This is a genomic window from Kribbella sp. NPDC056951, from assembly GCF_042674205.1.
Lineage (GTDB): Bacteria > Actinomycetota > Actinomycetes > Propionibacteriales > Kribbellaceae > Kribbella > Kribbella yunnanensis.
On sequence record NZ_JBHUQZ010000004.1, the window covers coordinates 107,963 to 122,873 of the forward strand.

Sequence of the window (14,911 nt, forward strand, 5' to 3'; positions counted from 1 at the left end):
TAACTACCTCGATCCGGGTCCTTGGGCCACTGCGGGCGGTGGAGCACAGCTCTAGCGTCTGCAGTGACTCCAAGGAGGGGACGATGAAACTACTGCTGGCGCTGGCGCTCCTGGGCGCACCCACCAGTACGACGGCAGTCGCGGAGGCGACGCCTATTGAATGGCATCAGTGCGCGCTGAACGAGAATGATGCCGAAGGCAAGGCTCTCGACGAGGCCGATGCCCAGTGCGGTGATCTGAAGGTCCCGCTGGACTACAGGCGGCCGAACGGGCCGAAGATCACGTTGGCGCTGTCGCGGATCAAGGCGACCGGTGATCGGATCGGCGCGCTCGTCATCAACAACGGCGGGCCTGGCGGCCCGAGTCTGAGCGCGCCGATAGAACGGCCGGACGTGATCGAGGCCCTGGGCAAGCGGTACGACTTGATCGGGCTGGATCCGCGGTCCGTCGGTCGCAGTACGCCGATCGACTGCAAGCTGCCGTTCGCCGCGTGGCCGTGGGCAGGCGGCAGCACGCGCGCGTCGTACGCGAAGAGCGTGGCGATCCAGGCCGACGTCGCGCACCGCTGCGAGCAGCAAGTCGGCTCGATGCTGCAGTACATCAACACGCGGAACACTGCGCGCGACATGGATCAGGTCCGGGTCGCGCTCGGCGAGCAGAAGATCTCGTACCTGGGCTATTCCTATGGCAGCTATCTCGGGGCCGTGTACCTGCAGCTGTTCCCGGGGCGGACTGATCGGGTCGTGCTGGACGGTCCGGTGAACCCACAGACGTTTGGGCCGCGACTCCTGCAGCAGGCGGGACCGGTCAACGAGGACAACCTGCGGGCCTGGGCGACTTGGACGGCCGCCCGGAACTCGACGTACGGGCTGGGGGTGACCCAGCGCGAGGTGCTGGCTTCGATCGACCGCGTCTACCGGCACGTGCGGACGACCGAACTGGAGATCGGCGGGCACAAGATCGGCGAAGGGCTGGTGCCGATGCTGTTGTTCGTTTCGATGAACGACGACCGGGAAACGCCTCGTGCCGATGCTGCCGTGCTCGTCCAGACGTTGGTGAAGGCGATCGATGGGCCGGTGGAACCGCGGGCCGATCTGGGCGAGCTCCTCGACCTGATCCTCTCCCCCGCGATGTCGCAGACCATCAGCGCCCAGACCGCGATCGTCTGCGGCGACCGGGCGGCACCGCGCGATCCGTCTGTTTACTGGCGCGATATCCAGGCCCATCACGCCCGCGAACCGCACTACGCGCCGATCACGCGGAGCATCTCGCCGTGCGCCTTCTGGCCGGTCCAGCCGCAAGAGGCACCGACCCGGGTCGCGAACGCCGAGCACGCGCTGATCGTTGCCGCCGAGCACGACCCGCGGACTCTGTATGGGAACGCCGCGGTGCTGCGGAAGGGCATCAGCAACTCTCGGGTGCTCACCGTGCAGAACGCGCGGAAGCACGGTGTCTTCGGTGAGTACGGCAACGCGTGTGCCGACCAGAAGGTGATGTCGTACCTGTTCAGCGGCAAGCTGCCGGTGGCTGACGAGACCTGCTAGTAGCCCGGGCGACGACCAGGCTTATTAGTACGGCGAGGCGTCGTACGGCGTGGGCGGGGTGTCAGGCGATCGGCGTGGCCCCCGCCTGCCGGGGCAGTGGGAGTGACCGGCCGCGCTTCGTCCAGGTCGACCACCTTGGGTGGCGGCGGGATGTAGAGCGGCTTGGTCCTCTCTTCTACTACCGGTGGCGGCGTCGGCGGCCGGGGTGCTTCCGCACGGGCAACCGACTCCTTACTTGCCCGAGGCACGATCGCCACCGCGGCGGCCGCGACCGGCGGCCGGACGTTGCGACGCGGCAGCTTGGTCCGGAGTTCGATCCCGAGTGCGTCGATCAACCGGCTCCAGGCGGCGATCATCACCGCGACCGCGAAGACCGTGCAGCCCGCGAACAGAATCGACTGGAACCCAGCCGCCCAATCCGACGGACCCGTCCGGGTCATCGCGGCAAGCATCGCGACCACCACCGCATTCGTGATGCCCACGGCAACCGCCACCCAGACCGTCCGAAGCAGCACCCGCCGCTCCAGCCCGACATCGTCCGCCGCCGCCACCAACCCAGCGATCAGCCCAGCAAGAACCGGCACTGTATAGACAAGCGCCAGCGTCAGCCCCGGGCTAGCGACCAGATAAAAGATGTCGAAGACCAGCGCCGTACCGGTGAGAGCCGCCGCGAAGCAGACCACCATCGGCGGATACGCCCGCACAATCGCAGCCGCATCCGCAGGCACCGACCTGATCATCCCGAACGCCAACCCACCGGCCCTTCCACTCTTCCCCCCATTGTGCCGCCCCCACCACCCTAAGTACCCAACGAGCCCAGGCGAGTCGCGTCATGCCCCGCGCGAGTGGTTGCTGGGGGCAAGGGTGGGGGTCAGGCGGCGGTGGGGAGGGGGGTTAGTTTGGTGCGGAGGTCGTCGAGGGTTTTGCGGAGGACTCGGGAGATCTGCATCTGGCTGACGCCGATGTCCTTGCCGATCTCGGACTGCGTCCAGCCTTCGACGAAGCGCAGGTGCAGGATGCGGCGTTCGCGCTCGTTGAGTCCGGACAGGACGGGCTGGAGCATTTCGACGTTCTCGAGCTGATCGATGCTGCTGTCGTCGGTGTCGGCGACGACGTCGGCCAGGGTCAGGTCGGCGTCGGTCTCGGCCGGGCGGTCGAGGGACAGCACGTTGAAGCAACCTTTCGCGGCCATCGCCTGCTCGACCTCGCTCACCTCGACATCGAGGCACTCGGCCAGTTCGGCGGGGGTCGGCTCGCGGTTGAGTTGCTGTTCGAGCTCCGGCAACTTGCCGGCGATCGTGCCCTGCATCTCCTGCAGGCGGCGTGGGATCCGGACGGTCCAGGCGCAGTCGCGGAAGTACCGCTTGACCTCGCCGCGGATGGTCGGGATCGCGAACCCGATGAACGGGGTGTCGGCCTCGAGCCGGTAGTGATGCGCGGCCTTCACGAGACCGAGATAGGCGACCTGCTCCAGGTCGTCGGACTCGGCACCCCGGCCGCGGAACCGGCGGGCGATACCGCGCGCCATCTCCAGATTGAGTTCGACGACCTCTTCGAGCAGCTCCTGCCGCTCGGCCTCGTCGGTGCTGGCGGCCCGGCGTTCCATCAGGTCCCGGGTGGCTGCTTCGCGGGCGGCCCGATCGGCCGCGGTCGAGCACTGGATGGTGTTGCTCTTCATGGTGGATGACCTCGCGACTGGCTCGTCACGGCGTGGCTCTTAGCTGAACCACGGTCATGCCTGCCTCCTGCCCGTACCCACCTGCTCCGATCGCATGCACCCACCTCTCAGAGCCCCGTTTCGCTCACGGATCGCGACCGAATCGGCGTGTTCGAACGGTCGTTTAACCGCAACACGGTCACAGCAAGTAAGGGAGCGGACACGAGACCCTCAAACGTGTACGATGCAAATGCAAGCCCAAATGCACGTGCATATGCCAAGGACGTACGGAAGGTGCAGCTGATGACTGCTATCTACAACGGCATGCCCGGCGACTCCCTTGAGGACCTGACCTGGCGCAAGAGCCAGCGGAGTGGACCGAGCGGTAACTGCGTTGAGGTGGCGAAGCTGCCGGGCGGCGGCGTGGCGATGCGGAACTCGCGTCACACCGACGGACCGGCGCTGGTATTCACCAAAGCGGAGATCGAGGCCTTCCTGGGCGGCGCCCAGGACGGAGAGTTCGACTACCTCGTCTGACCTCATAACCTCGGAAAAGCCAGGGCCCCTTCGCCAGGCGAGTGACGAAGGGGCCCTTTTTCCTGCCCTGCTCCAGGCAGCCGCGCGAACACACGTCGAAGGCCGGCCCTCGGAGGGAGGACCGGCCTTCGGTGTTACCGGAAAAGCTTGTGTACTGCCGACTACTGCACGGTGAGCGGCCAGAGTTGCTCGCTGCTCGGGAGCTCGGACGCCTTGCCGGTCGCGGCATTGTCCACAGTGATCCGCAGACCGGTGAACTTGGGCGTCATCACCCGCTGGTACCGGGAGGCACGGTCAGGCTCGGCCAGGTACTCCGCGATCAGGTGATCTCCCAGCCAGATCCTTACCATTTTCCGTCCTCCTCGGTCCGTGTTCATGGGGCCAGGCTCACGATGGGGTCACCGTCGAGCTGACGGACACCGCGCAACCAGCCTTCGAAGGCCCAGCGCTGCTGCTCGGGGCAGCGCGCCACCAGCTCCTGGATCTCCCGCTCAGTCAGCTCGTCGGGCGCGCGTCCGCCGGCATAGGCGGTGTGCTCGGCTACCTCACTGTCGTCGTCAATCATCGACTCGGGTTCCCCAACCAGTCAGGCCGGCGCACTTGCCACCAGCGATCCGTAGGACCGGCCTGCCAGCTCTCGCGATGTCACGGTTTGCGAGAGCCAGCTCACCTTCTGTGCATGAATCAATCATGGCGTCGGCACGCTGCGAATGCAAGCGCCCGATGCACGTGCATCCGCACGTTTTCCGTTTCGAGACCCAAATCGGCCGATTCAGGCGCGAGCCGGGCCCCCCGAGGCCCCGGCGAACACCGTTCGACGGCCTGTCGGGCACTGAGTTTGTCTTGACAAGGAAGCTGGCCGGCGAGCACCCTGAATCACTGAAAGTGACGATCGATGGCGATTCGCGTGGCTTATGTAAGAACTTCGGCAGATTGAAGGTCGGACATGCGATGATGTCTGCCTGCGGAACCGGTTCGCCCCGGCGTCGCGCCGGGGAAGCTGAGGACAGAGCCACTGGGGGCCGGAGGTGAGTGTGAACGAGTCGGGCGCGCAAAGCGGACCGACAGCGCTCCGCATCATCCTCGGAGCGCACCTGCGCCGGATGCGGGACGCCGCCGGGATCAGCCGGGCGGACGCCGGGTGGGAGATCCGCTCTTCGGAGTCCAAGGTCAGCCGGATGGAACTCGGTCGCGTCGGCTTCAAGGAGCGCGACGTCCGCGACCTGCTCACACTGTACGGCCTGGACGACGGCGACGAGCGCGAGCGACTGCTTGCCCTGGCGCGCGAGGCCAACAACCCCGGCTGGTGGCACCGGTACGGCGACGTACTCCCGAGCTGGTTTCACTCCTACTTGGGACTCGAGTCGGCCGCCGCACTGATCCGTTCCTATGAGCTGCAGTTCGTGCCCGGCCTGCTGCAGACCCAGGACTACGTCCGCGCCGTGGTTCAGCTGGGCCGCGGTCTCGTCACCGCCGAAGAGGTCGAGCGTCGGGTCACCCTGCGGACCAGCCGCCAGGATGTGCTCACCCGTCCGAGCCCGGTCCGGTTGTGGGCTGTCGTCGACGAGGCAGTACTTCGCCGGCCGATCGGCGGCGTGAAGACGATGATGATGCAGCTCGACCATCTCATCGAGATGAGCCAGCTGCCCAACGTCACTCTCCAGGTCATGGGCTTCGGCGCCGGAGGTCACGCAGCCACCGGCGGCGCCTACAGCATCCTCCGCTTTCCCGAGCCGGACCTCGCCGACGTCGTCTACATCGAGCACCTCACCAGCGCTCTCTACCTGGACAAGCTGGAAGACCTCGACCAGTACACGGCGACGATGGAAGCGCTCTGTGTCGCAGCCCCGCCGCCGAACAAAACCCGCGACATCCTCACCGACATCCGCCGCGACTTCGACGCCTGACGGACTCTCCGCAATCCCCCAGTCCCACGCGGCTGTGGTCGACGGGATCGCAGTGGTGGAAAGCGGGACGGACACGGGCGTCAGGGATCCAGCATGCCCGCCCCGCTGCTCTGGGACCGCTGATCCGTTGATGGAACATCTGGTCGTCATAAAACGACAGTACGGACGGTGATCACATCGTCACCATCCGAATTTGGGTGCTCGATCGGGGTCGGGCGCCTCCCCTTCCGACCCAGCTTTGTACCTATGGGGAGCGAAAACGCGAGGTTGTGGACAACCGCCTACCGGGCGATCAACTCGGCGATCAGCGAGCTCGAATCGCGTGGGCTCAGTGCCCTGGCGCGCAACTGGTCGAAGACATAGCCGTACCGGTCGATCTCGGCTTCCAGCTCCAGGAAGAGATCCCCCGCCAGTCGCTCCTCATAGACCAGGTCAGGTGCCAGGCTACCGAAGACGAACCGTACGAACGGTCCCGTCATCCCCGGATGGGCACCTTTGGCGAACGGAATGACCTGCAGGTTGATGTTGGGCCGTTCGTTCATCTCCAGCAACCTGCCGAGCTGTGCACGCATGACGGCCGGGCCTCCGACTGCCCGGTGCAGAACTGCTTCGTCGACGACTGCCCAGAACTGGAGCGGGTCGGCCCCTTGCCGCTTGCGGGTCAGGACAGTTTGCCGCTCCATCCGCATCTGAACGCGCCGCTCGATGCCTTCGTCCTCCATCGGCAGGCCGTCGATCATCGTGGCCCGCGCGTACTCCTCCGTCTGCAACAGCCCGGGAACGACGATCGTCTCGAAGTTGTGCAGCGCCTTCGCCTCGGACTCGAAGCTGATGTAGGTGGCATAGCCATCTGACAACTCGTTGGTGTACTCACGATACTGCCGCAGCCACCCCGGATACTTCGCGCCGCTGGCCAGATCGATCAACTCGGCTCGGCGTCGCGCCGGAACGTCGTACAGATCGAACAACGTCTCCAACGTGCCGTTGTGGGGCTTGGCGCGACCTTTCTCGATCCGCCACAGGGTTCCCTGGTTGACGCCGGTCTGGTCCTCGACCTGCTCGCGGGTCAGCTTGGCCGCTGCCCGGAACGCTGTGAGTTCGGCGGCCAGGCGGCGGAGGCGCACGGTGGGTGGGCCTGGCGATCTCGGCATCTACCCATCGTACGAGTCAGAGTCCCTTCAGGAACTCGAGAAGCGCGGTGTTGACCAACTCCGGGTTTTCTTGTTGGGTCCAGTGGCCGCAGTTGGGGATGTCTACTGTGGCGCGGAGGTTGGGGACGATGGCGCGGGCTGCTTCGTCGAGGGGGTACATGGCTCGTACGCCGTCGTTCTCGCCGCTGATGTAGAGGGCGGGCGGGGTGATGGGTGCGTCTTGCCAGGCTGCTGTTTGTTGCCAGTTGTGGTCGAGGTTGCGGTAGTAGTTGAGGCCGCCGGTGAAGCCGCTCTTGGTGAACTGTTTGACGAAGACGGCCAGGTCTTCGCGGGGAAGCCAGGCGGGCAGCGTTTCGGGGTTGAGGAAGCGGCCGGCGAAGCCTGGGGTTGGGTCGGGGGCGGGGACGCCGGCGTAGATGCGGCGGAGTGCGCCTTCGACATCCTTATTTAGTTCGGCGTCGGCGATGCCGGGTTCCTGGAAGTAGTTCTGGTAGAAGTCTGGGCCGAAGCGTTGTTCGGTGACGGTTAGCGGCGGCAACGTGCCGCGCGGGATCGGCGGCACACTGATACCGACAACACCTCGTACGACGGCCGGTCGGAGGAGCGCGGTGTTCCAGGCGACGATGGATCCCCAGTCGTGGCCGATGACAACGGCTTGCTCCTCCCCCAGTTCGCGGATGAGCGCGACGACGTCGCCGACCAGGTGGAAGATCGAGTACTGGTCGATTGCGGTCGGGCGATCGCTGGCGCCGTACCCGCGTTGGTCTGGAGCTACGGCGTGATAGCCGGCTGCGGCCAGTGCTTCGAGTTGGTGGCGCCAGGAGTGGGAGGTTTCGGGGAAGCCGTGCAGGAGCACGACGAGCGGGCCTTCGCCCTGCTCAGCTAGGTGAATGTCGATGCCATTGAGTCGGACATATCTGTTGCTGGGCAAGGGTTTTGGCTCCTCTGTTATTTGCCGATGGATTCCAGGAGGGCTTCGCGCCTGGTCGCGAGTTCGGCGAGGGCTGCGTCGGCGGTGGCGCTGATGTCGCCGGGGCCGGGCTCTTCCGGACCAAGTAGAGCGGTCACCGCGGCGGCGAGGACTCGGATCGGATCGTCGACCGAGATGTGGGCCAGCACTCGCTGCTCGGCGGAGATGGTGACGAAGCCGCGGATCAGGGCTTGCAACGCGTAGGCCTGGTCGTCGAAGGCCCAGTCGGTGCGAGCGAGATGGTGCTTGCGCCACACCGGCAGCGCGATGCGCATGAGTGCGGCGGGACCGAGGTTCTCCAGGAGCGAGGCACTGCGCGGGTGCTGGGTGAGTACGCCGAGCAGGTCGTCGTCCTCGACCTGCAGCGCGCGGATGAACGGGTGCTCGACCGTGCTCTGGATCAGCAGCGGCAGCAGCCGGCTGGGGCGCGCGACCTCCGGATCGGCGGTGAGCTCAGCACCGAGCTCATCGAGGGATGCAAGGAAGTCGCGGCCGAACAGGCCGACCAGCAGGTCCTCGCGAGTGCTCCAGTGCAGGTAAATGGTGCCCTTGGCAACATGTGCCCGCTCCGCGATCTCCGCGACGGTCAGCCCTTTGACACCGCGTCTGAGCACCAGCTCCCGCGCCGCGCCGAGAATGCGCGCCGCGCTGCCGGAATCCTGCTCGGCCAGTACAGCCATGGTCGTCCTTCCGTTCACACCCGGGCGATGTCGAGGTCCTTCATGCGACCGGACTTGTTGTGTGTCCGCACGAATCGCAGCACCTGCGAGGCTACCGGCATCGTCATCCCCCGCATCATCAGGCGGCGCACGGTGATCTGCTTGCGATTGGGCGTGAAGACCGCGGTCTGCTGGAACCCGAGCTGCTGGTAGTAGCCCATGTGCGGCCGCAGCTGGTTCTCCCACTCGGACAGCGCGCGCCCGATGTCGTCGTACCGGCCGAGCATCGTCCCGAGCAGGTCGGCTCCGGCCAAACCGGCGGATACGCCCATGCCGGCGTACAGGGTGACGCACCAGGCCGAGTCACCAACCAGTACGACGCGGCCCTGGTGCCAGTGGTCCATGTGCACCTGCTCGACGGAGTCGAACAGCAACTCGTCGGTCGCCTCCAGCGCTTCCAATGCAGCACCAAGCACATCGCCAGTCGGCTCCGGACCAAAGGCCTTGCGCACTCGCGCTCCCGGTGACTCAGCGAACTCGGCGTCCACGTCGTCGGTCTGGTAGCCGATGAGCACGGTCGGCGCATGATCGGCGAACGGGAAGACCCACAGCGAACGGTCAGGCTCCAACAGCGTGAGCCCATCATGTACGGCGAGTTTGTCGAGTCCACCGGGCAGTTGGAACGCGGCGATCATGTAGTTGAGCCGATGCAGGTAACGCTCATCCGGTCCAAAGGCCAGCTTGCGAACCGTCGATCGCAAACCATCAGCGCCGACGACGAGATCGAACCGCTCGGTGACGCTACTGCCGTCGGAAGTGTTGGTCAGCGTGACGTCGACACCGTCGGAGTCCTGCTCGATCTTGGTGGGCACAGTCGAGTAGCGAACCTCGGTGTCCGCGGGCAGCGCTTCGAACGCGGCCTGCTCGACATCACCGCGCACCATCAGCCACGGCTCGCCCGGGATGTCGCGGAAACCGAAGCCGGCGCGCCACTCACCGAAGCGGTCGACGTCGTAGTTCCGCCCGTCGAACGCGGTGCGGTCGTGCAGAGAGTCCAGGAGGCCGAGCCGCTCGGCCGCGGTCTTGCCCGCGCCGAACAGACCGACGAAGTACCCGCCGGAACGCCGTTGGGGCGCCTTCTCGATCAGAACCGGTGTCCAGCCGGCCCGGAGGAGCGCGAGTGCTGTCGAGGTGCCGCTGATGCCGAGCCCAACAACCAGTGCCCGGCGCTGCCGTTCCGATGTCGTGGTCATAGCTCCACGTTAGACGTACTGACCAAATTCGTCATTTGGTTCAGTCGGTGAGGCGCGTCACAGCCAGCGACCGGGTCAACACGGCTTAGGAGTTGTCGGTCAGCCAGGTCAGGAGCGGCTGGGTGGCCTGCCAGTCGGCGCGGATCGCGGCCGCCAATTCAGGCGTGTGGATGACGGGTTCGAAGCCGTACGACTTGGTGACCGTCAGGGATTTGTGCCGCAGCAGCTCGATCCGCGGGTGCTCAGCGTCGTAACCCCGCGGGCTGGTCTTGAGCCGATCGCCACCGACCGTCCAACCGGCTGCGGTGAGGTCGGCCAGCAGTCCCTCGAGTTGCTTGCCACGACGGTCGTCGTCGATCGCAGTGCGAACCCGCGCCAGCCGCTCGGCGCTCGCCTCGTAAAAGCCCGCCGCGACGCGAACCCCGGGGGCCGCCACCTCGACGTACCAGCCGGTTGCGGGGGCCAGGTCGATGAACGCACCCTGATGAGTCTTGTACGGCGTCTTGTCCTTCGCGAACCGGACATCGCGGTACGGCCGGAAGAGTTTCGCCTTACCGAACTCGGCTTCCAGCTCGGCCAGCAGTGCCGCCATCGGCGCCCGGACCGACTCCTCGTAGACGTGTTTGTTCGCCGTCCAGTACGTCTTGCTGTTGTCCATCTCGAGGTCGTCGTAGAAGTCCAGCGCTGCCGCCGGGAAACCGGTGAAACCCATACGAGCAAGCCTAGTCCGTCAGATCCAGCCCGCCTGCTCGGCCTTGCGGATCGCCTCGATCCGGGTCCGTGCATGGGTCTTCGTCAGGATCCGGGACAGGTAGTTGCGAACCGTCCCCGCACTCAGACACAGCTTCCGCGCCACCTCCTGCGCAGTCGCCCCGGTGGTGACCAGCTTCAGTACTTCGCACTCGCGATCGGTCAGCGGATTGTCCCGGACCCGGATCGCGGCGAGCATCAGCTCCGGATCCAGCACCGGCTCGCCTCGCGCGATCTGCCGGATCGCACCGACCAACTCACCAGGTGAAGCATCGGTTGCGATCAACCCCACTCGCGGCGCCTGCCGAACGAGCCGCAGACTCGCGCCCGCCGACAGATCCCGGTCGGACAGCACCAGCACTCCACCGGCTGCCGACCGACGCGCCAGCACATCGATGCCAACGGCACCTGGTAGGTGCGCGTCGAGCACCATCACGTCGGGCTGCCCTCGCACGGACGCCGGCAGTACGTCGTCCCCGTGGTCGATCACAGCCACGACTTCCAGATCATCCTCAGTTGCGAACACCGTGGCCAATGCTCCACGCAGCAATGCGCCCCGGTGTCCGAGCAGCACTCGGATCACGGCCCCGCCCCCCATGACGACGTTCCGCCACTCTGATGGCCCCCCAGCCGATGTCATGACCTAACTTAGGACAAGCTCGTGAAGAACGCACGAACGTCCCCGACGAAAACGGCCGCTTGTTCGATGGCCGCAAAATGCCCGCCGTGTGGGTGACTCGTCCAGCGGACGATGTTGTCGGTCCGCGAAACCTTGTGCCGCAACGGGATGAAGTTCTCGTGCGCGAGATCGAGCAGAGCGGTCGGAGTCGCCGACGTCAGATCCCCGTACGACGTGTGCGCGCGCTCGTAGTAGACCCGGCCCGCCGAGCCCGCCGTACGGGTCAGCCAGTAGAGCATCACGTTGGTGAGCAGGTGATCGCGATCGATCTCGCTCGCCGGATCACTCCACGCCACGAACTTCTCCGCGATCCACGCCAACTGGCCAACCGGCGAATCCGTCAACGCGTAAGCCAGCGTCTGCGGTCGGGTCGACTGCAGATCGGCGTACCCCTGCTCTTCCTTCGACCAGTTCTGGAACCGTCGCCACGACGCCCAGGTCCGATCCCGCTCGGCCTGGTCGAGCGGCTCCAACTCCTCCGCCGTCGGTTCCGCGGTCGCGCCGGCTCCGGGGATCAGGTTGAGGTGTACGCCGATCACCCGCTCGGGGTGGATCCGCCCGAGTTCGCGCGAGATCGCGGCACCCCAGTCGCCGCCCTGTACGCCGTACCGGTCGTAACCGAGCTCGCTCATCAGGACCGCCCAGGCGCGCGCGATCCGCTGGTACTCCCAGCCGCGATCGCGGGTCGGCCCGGACAGCCCGAAGCCGGGGATGCTCGGGATGACCAGGTGGAACGACTCCAGCAATGGGCCGGCGACCTCGGTGAACTCGACGATCGAGCCGGGCCAGCCGTGCGTCATGATCAGCGGGATCGCGTCCGGCGCGGATGAGCGGAGATGGGCGAAATGCACCCGGGCGCCGTCGATCGTGGTGGTGAACTGCGGCCACTCGTTGAGTCGCGCCTCGGCCGCTCGCCAGTCGTAGGCGTCTCGCCAGTACGCGACGAGCTCCTGCAGATACGCGAGAGGTACGCCGTACTCCCAGCCGGCATCGGGGAGTTCGTCAGGCCAGCGGACCAGGTCGAGCCGGGTCCGCAGGTCTGCGAGCTCGGTGTCGGGGATCGCGAGCCGGAAGGGTTCGATAGTCATCCCGGACACCATCTCGCGACCGGGCGGTGGTCGCACCCGAATTCAGTCGCCGACGCGGGCCGAGATCTTCTTCACGGCGATCGCGCCCACCAGCAGCGCCACGCCGACGGCGATCACCACGGTGACCAGCGTGCCCGCGCTGCTCAGCGCGCTGTCGCACGTCATCGGCGTGATCCCGGCCGCGGTCCGGAAGGCCGAGCCACAGACGGTCCCACTCGACGACACCGAGCGGAATCCGAGCGCGATCCCGCCCAGCAGGACCACCACCCCGGCGACACCGAGCACCCTGTTCAGCACCGTCACGATGACCGCTCCGGCGCGTGAGGGCATGCCGACGGCACACCACGCGAGCCCCGTTGCACGTTCCTTCACCCCAAACCTCGACGGACCACCCGCACCGAACTTACGGTCCGGACCGGATGAACCACAGCCGAGGAGGGGGTCAGCAACGATTCTTCACAGAGTCCTTACTCAGAACATGACAGATTGTGATCGTCGCCACGAGATCCTGGCCGGTTCAGAGCCGCTCGGTGAGGTGCACGGTGATCTCGTCACCAGGGTTTTTCGCCAGTACGGCGCGCAGATCCGCCTTCACCGGCAGTTTGTGGGTTCCGTCACCCAGAGCCATGAACGAACTCTCGAACGGATGCCCGTCCATCGTCCCGCGCACCTTCACCAGCCCGCGGGTCCCGAAGTACTCCGCCGATCCCGGCAGCTGCACGTAGGTCCAGCCACCCTTGGCCGGGCTCTTCTGCAGCGGTGCGGTGAAGGTCTTGTCCAGCTTCTGTGCGCTCACTTTGAGCTCCTCTCTACACACCTAGGTAGAGACTGGCAGACGGGTTTCGACATCTATCCTGAAATACGTGCAGATCACGATGCGGCCGGGTGGCGCGGACGACGTACCGACGGTGTTGGCGTTGCTGGACGGGGCGACCGAATGGCTGGTTGCTCAGGGTCGGACCGACCAGTGGGGTACGCAGCCGCACTCGACGAGCCCGTGGCGGATAGAGCAGATCACCGGGTTCGCCGCCGATGGCGGACTGTGGATCGCTGGGTACGACGGTCGTCCGGTCGGCGCACTTGCGATCGGCGACGCGCGGCCGCCCGTGCCGCCTGCGGAGGAGCCCGAGGTGTTCGTCCGGCTCCTCGTCACCGATCGGAAGTCCACCGGCCAGGGCATCGGCGCCGTACTGCTCGATCACGCCCGCAAGCTCGCCCGCGACGCAGGCGTCGCCCAAGTCCGGCTCGACTGTTTCGCCGGGAACGACGGCGCCCTGATCCGGTATTACGAGTCGCAGGGCTTCACGCGGGATGTCAGCTTCGTCGTCTCGCGGGTCAATGCGCCGGATTGGCCAGGTCAGGTCCTCGTCCAGCGGCTGTGATCGAGCGGTGCACAGTGCCGTGCGCGTCCGAACAGTGCGCGTCTATCTCGTCGCCGGTCGCGTGGTCGACCTGAAGTGTGGAGTGCGTGAGCCCGTGGCGCTCGGCCAGTAGCTCCTCGATCCGGACCCGGATCTGGTGACAGTCGAGGCCTTCGGCAACCAGGATGTGCGCTGAGGCCGCCGGCTCACCCGAGGTGATCTCCCAGACGTGCAGGTCGTGTACCTCGACGACGCCATCGATCGCGCACAGTTCGGCGCCGAGCGCCTGCGGGTCGATCGCGGCCGGGGCAGCCTCGAGGAAGATCCGGCCCGAGTCGCGCACCAAGGCGACCCCCGCCTTCAGCATCAGCGCGGCGACGACCAGCGCGGCGATCGCGTCAGCCCGGGCGAACCCGGTCAGCAGGACGATCAGACCGGCGATCGCGGTGGCGATGAACGCGAACAGGTCGTTGAGGATGTGCTGGAACGCGCCTTCGACGTTCAGGCTCGAGCGGTTCGCCTTGCTGATCAGCCAGGTCGCGAACAGGTTCACCACGATGCCGACCACGCCGGTGATGAGGACCAGTGCACCCTTGACCTCGGGCGGGTTGATCATCCGGTTGACGGCTTCATAAACGAAGTACACGGCGAGCAGCAGCAGGGTGATCCCGTTGGCCTGGGCGGACAGGATCTCGACCCGCTTGAACCCGTACGTGAACCCGCCGGCCGGTGGCTTCGCCGACAACCGGATCGCGACCAGCGCGAGCACGATCGCGATCGCGTCGGTCAGCATGTGCGCGGCGTCCGTGATCAACGCCAGCGATCCGGCCGCGAACCCGACGACGACCTCGGCCAACATGAACCCGACGATCAGCGCCAGTGCACCGCTGAGGAGCTTCCGGTCCGCGTTCCCACTCACCGCGTGCCCGTGACCGTGTCCGTGCCCAACTTCGGCCATGTCAGCGCTCCGGGTGAATCGCGTCGGTGTGCTCGGTATGCGCGACCGCGAGATCGACCAGCATCCGCACGTGCGCGTCGTCCAGCCGGTAGAACGCGTTCCGCCCATCCCGCCGTACGGCGACCACTCGATGCGCGCGCAGCAGCCGCAGAGCATGCGACGTCGCCGACTCACTGAGCCCGGTCACGGCGGCCAAGTCGCAGACGCACAGTTCGCCGTCGAGCAACGCGACCAACAGCTTCAACCGACGCGGATCCCCGAGCAGACTGAACACGTCAGCGGTGTCGACGATGTCGTTCTCGGCCGGCATCCGAGCGTTGACACTCGTCACCCGCTCCGGATCGACGAGCCGGACCGCACACTCGTCCAGACCCTGCACATCTGCAGAACTGTTCAT

The 14,911-nt window shown here is 66.3% G+C and carries 19 protein-coding genes; 4 read left to right on the top strand and 15 right to left on the bottom strand.

From position 1 onward, the window contains the following. Positions 1-83: 83 nt before the first annotated feature. Positions 84-1,544 carry an alpha/beta fold hydrolase gene (locus ACFTSF_RS18600; protein WP_380154928.1) on the top strand — a complete coding sequence of 487 codons (1,461 nt, stop codon included), beginning with the start codon at positions 84-86 and terminating at the stop codon, positions 1,542-1,544. Here ACFTSF_RS18600 and ACFTSF_RS18605 read toward each other — a convergent pair. Both ACFTSF_RS18605 and ACFTSF_RS18610 read right to left on the bottom strand, forming a co-directional pair. After that, positions 1,541-2,284, bottom strand: coding sequence for a hypothetical protein (locus ACFTSF_RS18605; RefSeq protein ID WP_380154929.1), 744 nt, complete (start codon positions 2,282-2,284; stop codon positions 1,541-1,543). The genes ACFTSF_RS18600 and ACFTSF_RS18605 overlap by 4 nt on opposite strands. Before the next feature lie 131 nt (positions 2,285-2,415). Continuing rightward, positions 2,416-3,222, bottom strand: a complete 807-nt coding sequence (locus ACFTSF_RS18610; protein WP_380154930.1) for a SigB/SigF/SigG family RNA polymerase sigma factor — start codon at positions 3,220-3,222, stop codon at positions 2,416-2,418. Positions 3,223-3,504: 282 nt separating this feature from the next. On the opposite strand from ACFTSF_RS18610, the gene ACFTSF_RS18615 reads away from it, so the two are divergent. Continuing rightward, positions 3,505-3,738, top strand: a complete 234-nt coding sequence (locus ACFTSF_RS18615; protein WP_344165197.1) for a DUF397 domain-containing protein — start codon at positions 3,505-3,507, stop codon at positions 3,736-3,738. A gap of 161 nt (positions 3,739-3,899) precedes the next feature. Here ACFTSF_RS18615 and ACFTSF_RS18620 read toward each other — a convergent pair whose 3' ends face one another. Both ACFTSF_RS18620 and ACFTSF_RS18625 read right to left on the bottom strand, forming a co-directional pair. Then, positions 3,900-4,088, bottom strand: a complete 189-nt coding sequence (locus ACFTSF_RS18620) for a hypothetical protein (protein ID WP_132176115.1) — start codon at positions 4,086-4,088, stop codon at positions 3,900-3,902. A 23-nt stretch (positions 4,089-4,111) separates the two neighbouring features. Next, the gene (locus ACFTSF_RS18625) at positions 4,112-4,303 is read right to left on the bottom strand and encodes a hypothetical protein (protein ID WP_132403887.1); all 192 of its coding nucleotides are present in this window, start codon (positions 4,301-4,303) and stop codon (positions 4,112-4,114) included. A 469-nt stretch (positions 4,304-4,772) separates the two neighbouring features. Between ACFTSF_RS18625 and ACFTSF_RS18630 the strand changes: the two genes are divergently transcribed. After that, positions 4,773-5,645, top strand: coding sequence for a helix-turn-helix transcriptional regulator (locus ACFTSF_RS18630; RefSeq protein ID WP_344165379.1), 873 nt, complete (start codon positions 4,773-4,775; stop codon positions 5,643-5,645). Between the two features lie 281 nt (positions 5,646-5,926). Here ACFTSF_RS18630 and ACFTSF_RS18635 read toward each other — a convergent pair whose 3' ends face one another. The 9 genes from ACFTSF_RS18635 to ACFTSF_RS18675 all read right to left on the bottom strand — a co-directional run bounded on the left by ACFTSF_RS18635 (position 5,927) and on the right by ACFTSF_RS18675 (position 12,991). Then, positions 5,927-6,796 (bottom strand): helix-turn-helix transcriptional regulator, encoded by an 870-nt coding sequence (locus ACFTSF_RS18635; protein WP_344165279.1) that lies wholly within the window; start codon positions 6,794-6,796, stop codon positions 5,927-5,929. 16 nt (positions 6,797-6,812) lie between these two features. Further along, the gene (locus ACFTSF_RS18640) at positions 6,813-7,727 is read right to left on the bottom strand and encodes an alpha/beta fold hydrolase (protein ID WP_380154931.1); all 915 of its coding nucleotides are present in this window, start codon (positions 7,725-7,727) and stop codon (positions 6,813-6,815) included. Positions 7,728-7,744: 17 nt separating this feature from the next. Then, positions 7,745-8,446, bottom strand: coding sequence for a TetR/AcrR family transcriptional regulator (locus ACFTSF_RS18645; protein ID WP_380154932.1), 702 nt, complete (start codon positions 8,444-8,446; stop codon positions 7,745-7,747). 14 nt (positions 8,447-8,460) lie between these two features. Continuing rightward, positions 8,461-9,678: an FAD-dependent monooxygenase gene (locus ACFTSF_RS18650; protein ID WP_380154933.1), complete on the bottom strand. Its 1,218-nt coding sequence runs from the start codon at positions 9,676-9,678 to the stop codon at positions 8,461-8,463. A gap of 85 nt (positions 9,679-9,763) precedes the next feature. Continuing rightward, on the bottom strand, positions 9,764-10,390 hold the full coding sequence (locus ACFTSF_RS18655; RefSeq protein ID WP_380154934.1) for a DUF2461 domain-containing protein: 627 nt from the start codon (positions 10,388-10,390) through the stop codon (positions 9,764-9,766). Positions 10,391-10,408: 18 nt separating this feature from the next. Then, positions 10,409-10,954, bottom strand: coding sequence for a LuxR C-terminal-related transcriptional regulator (locus tag ACFTSF_RS18660; RefSeq protein ID WP_380154935.1), 546 nt, complete (start codon positions 10,952-10,954; stop codon positions 10,409-10,411). Positions 10,955-11,076: 122 nt separating this feature from the next. Continuing rightward, entirely contained in the window at positions 11,077-12,195 is a 1,119-nt protein-coding gene (locus tag ACFTSF_RS18665) for an epoxide hydrolase family protein (RefSeq protein ID WP_380154936.1), read from the bottom strand. A 42-nt stretch (positions 12,196-12,237) separates the two neighbouring features. Further along, positions 12,238-12,525 carry a hypothetical protein gene (locus ACFTSF_RS18670; protein ID WP_380154937.1) on the bottom strand — a complete coding sequence of 96 codons (288 nt, stop codon included), beginning with the start codon at positions 12,523-12,525 and terminating at the stop codon, positions 12,238-12,240. Between the two features lie 187 nt (positions 12,526-12,712). After that, entirely contained in the window at positions 12,713-12,991 is a 279-nt protein-coding gene (locus ACFTSF_RS18675) for a DUF1905 domain-containing protein (protein ID WP_376025602.1), read from the bottom strand. 67 nt (positions 12,992-13,058) lie between these two features. Here ACFTSF_RS18675 and ACFTSF_RS18680 point away from each other — a divergent pair, with 67 nt between their 5' ends. Then, on the top strand, positions 13,059-13,577 hold the full coding sequence (locus ACFTSF_RS18680; RefSeq protein ID WP_380154938.1) for a GNAT family N-acetyltransferase: 519 nt from the start codon (positions 13,059-13,061) through the stop codon (positions 13,575-13,577). Here the strand turns inward: ACFTSF_RS18680 and ACFTSF_RS18685 are convergent. Together ACFTSF_RS18685 and ACFTSF_RS18690 are read right to left on the bottom strand one after the other, a co-directional pair. Further along, entirely contained in the window at positions 13,531-14,514 is a 984-nt protein-coding gene (locus ACFTSF_RS18685; protein ID WP_380154939.1) for a cation diffusion facilitator family transporter, read from the bottom strand. The genes ACFTSF_RS18680 and ACFTSF_RS18685 overlap by 47 nt on opposite strands. A gap of 1 nt (position 14,515) precedes the next feature. Further along, positions 14,516-14,911 carry a metalloregulator ArsR/SmtB family transcription factor gene (locus tag ACFTSF_RS18690; protein WP_344165310.1) on the bottom strand — a complete coding sequence of 132 codons (396 nt, stop codon included), beginning with the start codon at positions 14,909-14,911 and terminating at the stop codon, positions 14,516-14,518.

What these genes read in the sequence shown, in the direction of transcription:
- ACFTSF_RS18625 (WP_132403887.1), bottom strand. Translation starts at nt 4,303, where the DNA reads ATGATTGACGACGACAGTGAGGTAGCCGAGCACACCGCCTATGCCGGC.
- ACFTSF_RS18655 (WP_380154934.1), bottom strand. Translation starts at nt 10,390, where the DNA reads ATGGGTTTCACCGGTTTCCCGGCGGCAGCGCTGGACTTCTACGACGAC.
- ACFTSF_RS18690 (WP_344165310.1), bottom strand. Translation starts at nt 14,911, where the DNA reads ATGAACAGTTCTGCAGATGTGCAGGGTCTGGACGAGTGTGCGGTCCGG.
- ACFTSF_RS18635 (WP_344165279.1), bottom strand. Translation starts at nt 6,796, where the DNA reads ATGCCGAGATCGCCAGGCCCACCCACCGTGCGCCTCCGCCGCCTGGCC.
- ACFTSF_RS18605 (WP_380154929.1), bottom strand. Translation starts at nt 2,284, where the DNA reads ATGATCAGGTCGGTGCCTGCGGATGCGGCTGCGATTGTGCGGGCGTAT.
- ACFTSF_RS18650 (WP_380154933.1), bottom strand. Translation starts at nt 9,678, where the DNA reads ATGACCACGACATCGGAACGGCAGCGCCGGGCACTGGTTGTTGGGCTC.
- ACFTSF_RS18665 (WP_380154936.1), bottom strand. Translation starts at nt 12,195, where the DNA reads ATGACTATCGAACCCTTCCGGCTCGCGATCCCCGACACCGAGCTCGCA.
- ACFTSF_RS18615 (WP_344165197.1), top strand. Translation starts at nt 3,505, where the DNA reads ATGACTGCTATCTACAACGGCATGCCCGGCGACTCCCTTGAGGACCTG.
- ACFTSF_RS18645 (WP_380154932.1), bottom strand. Translation starts at nt 8,446, where the DNA reads ATGGCTGTACTGGCCGAGCAGGATTCCGGCAGCGCGGCGCGCATTCTC.
- ACFTSF_RS18685 (WP_380154939.1), bottom strand. Translation starts at nt 14,514, where the DNA reads ATGGCCGAAGTTGGGCACGGACACGGTCACGGGCACGCGGTGAGTGGG.
- ACFTSF_RS18610 (WP_380154930.1), bottom strand. Translation starts at nt 3,222, where the DNA reads ATGAAGAGCAACACCATCCAGTGCTCGACCGCGGCCGATCGGGCCGCC.
- ACFTSF_RS18670 (WP_380154937.1), bottom strand. Translation starts at nt 12,525, where the DNA reads ATGCCCTCACGCGCCGGAGCGGTCATCGTGACGGTGCTGAACAGGGTG.
- ACFTSF_RS18620 (WP_132176115.1), bottom strand. Translation starts at nt 4,088, where the DNA reads ATGGTAAGGATCTGGCTGGGAGATCACCTGATCGCGGAGTACCTGGCC.
- ACFTSF_RS18600 (WP_380154928.1), top strand. Translation starts at nt 84, where the DNA reads ATGAAACTACTGCTGGCGCTGGCGCTCCTGGGCGCACCCACCAGTACG.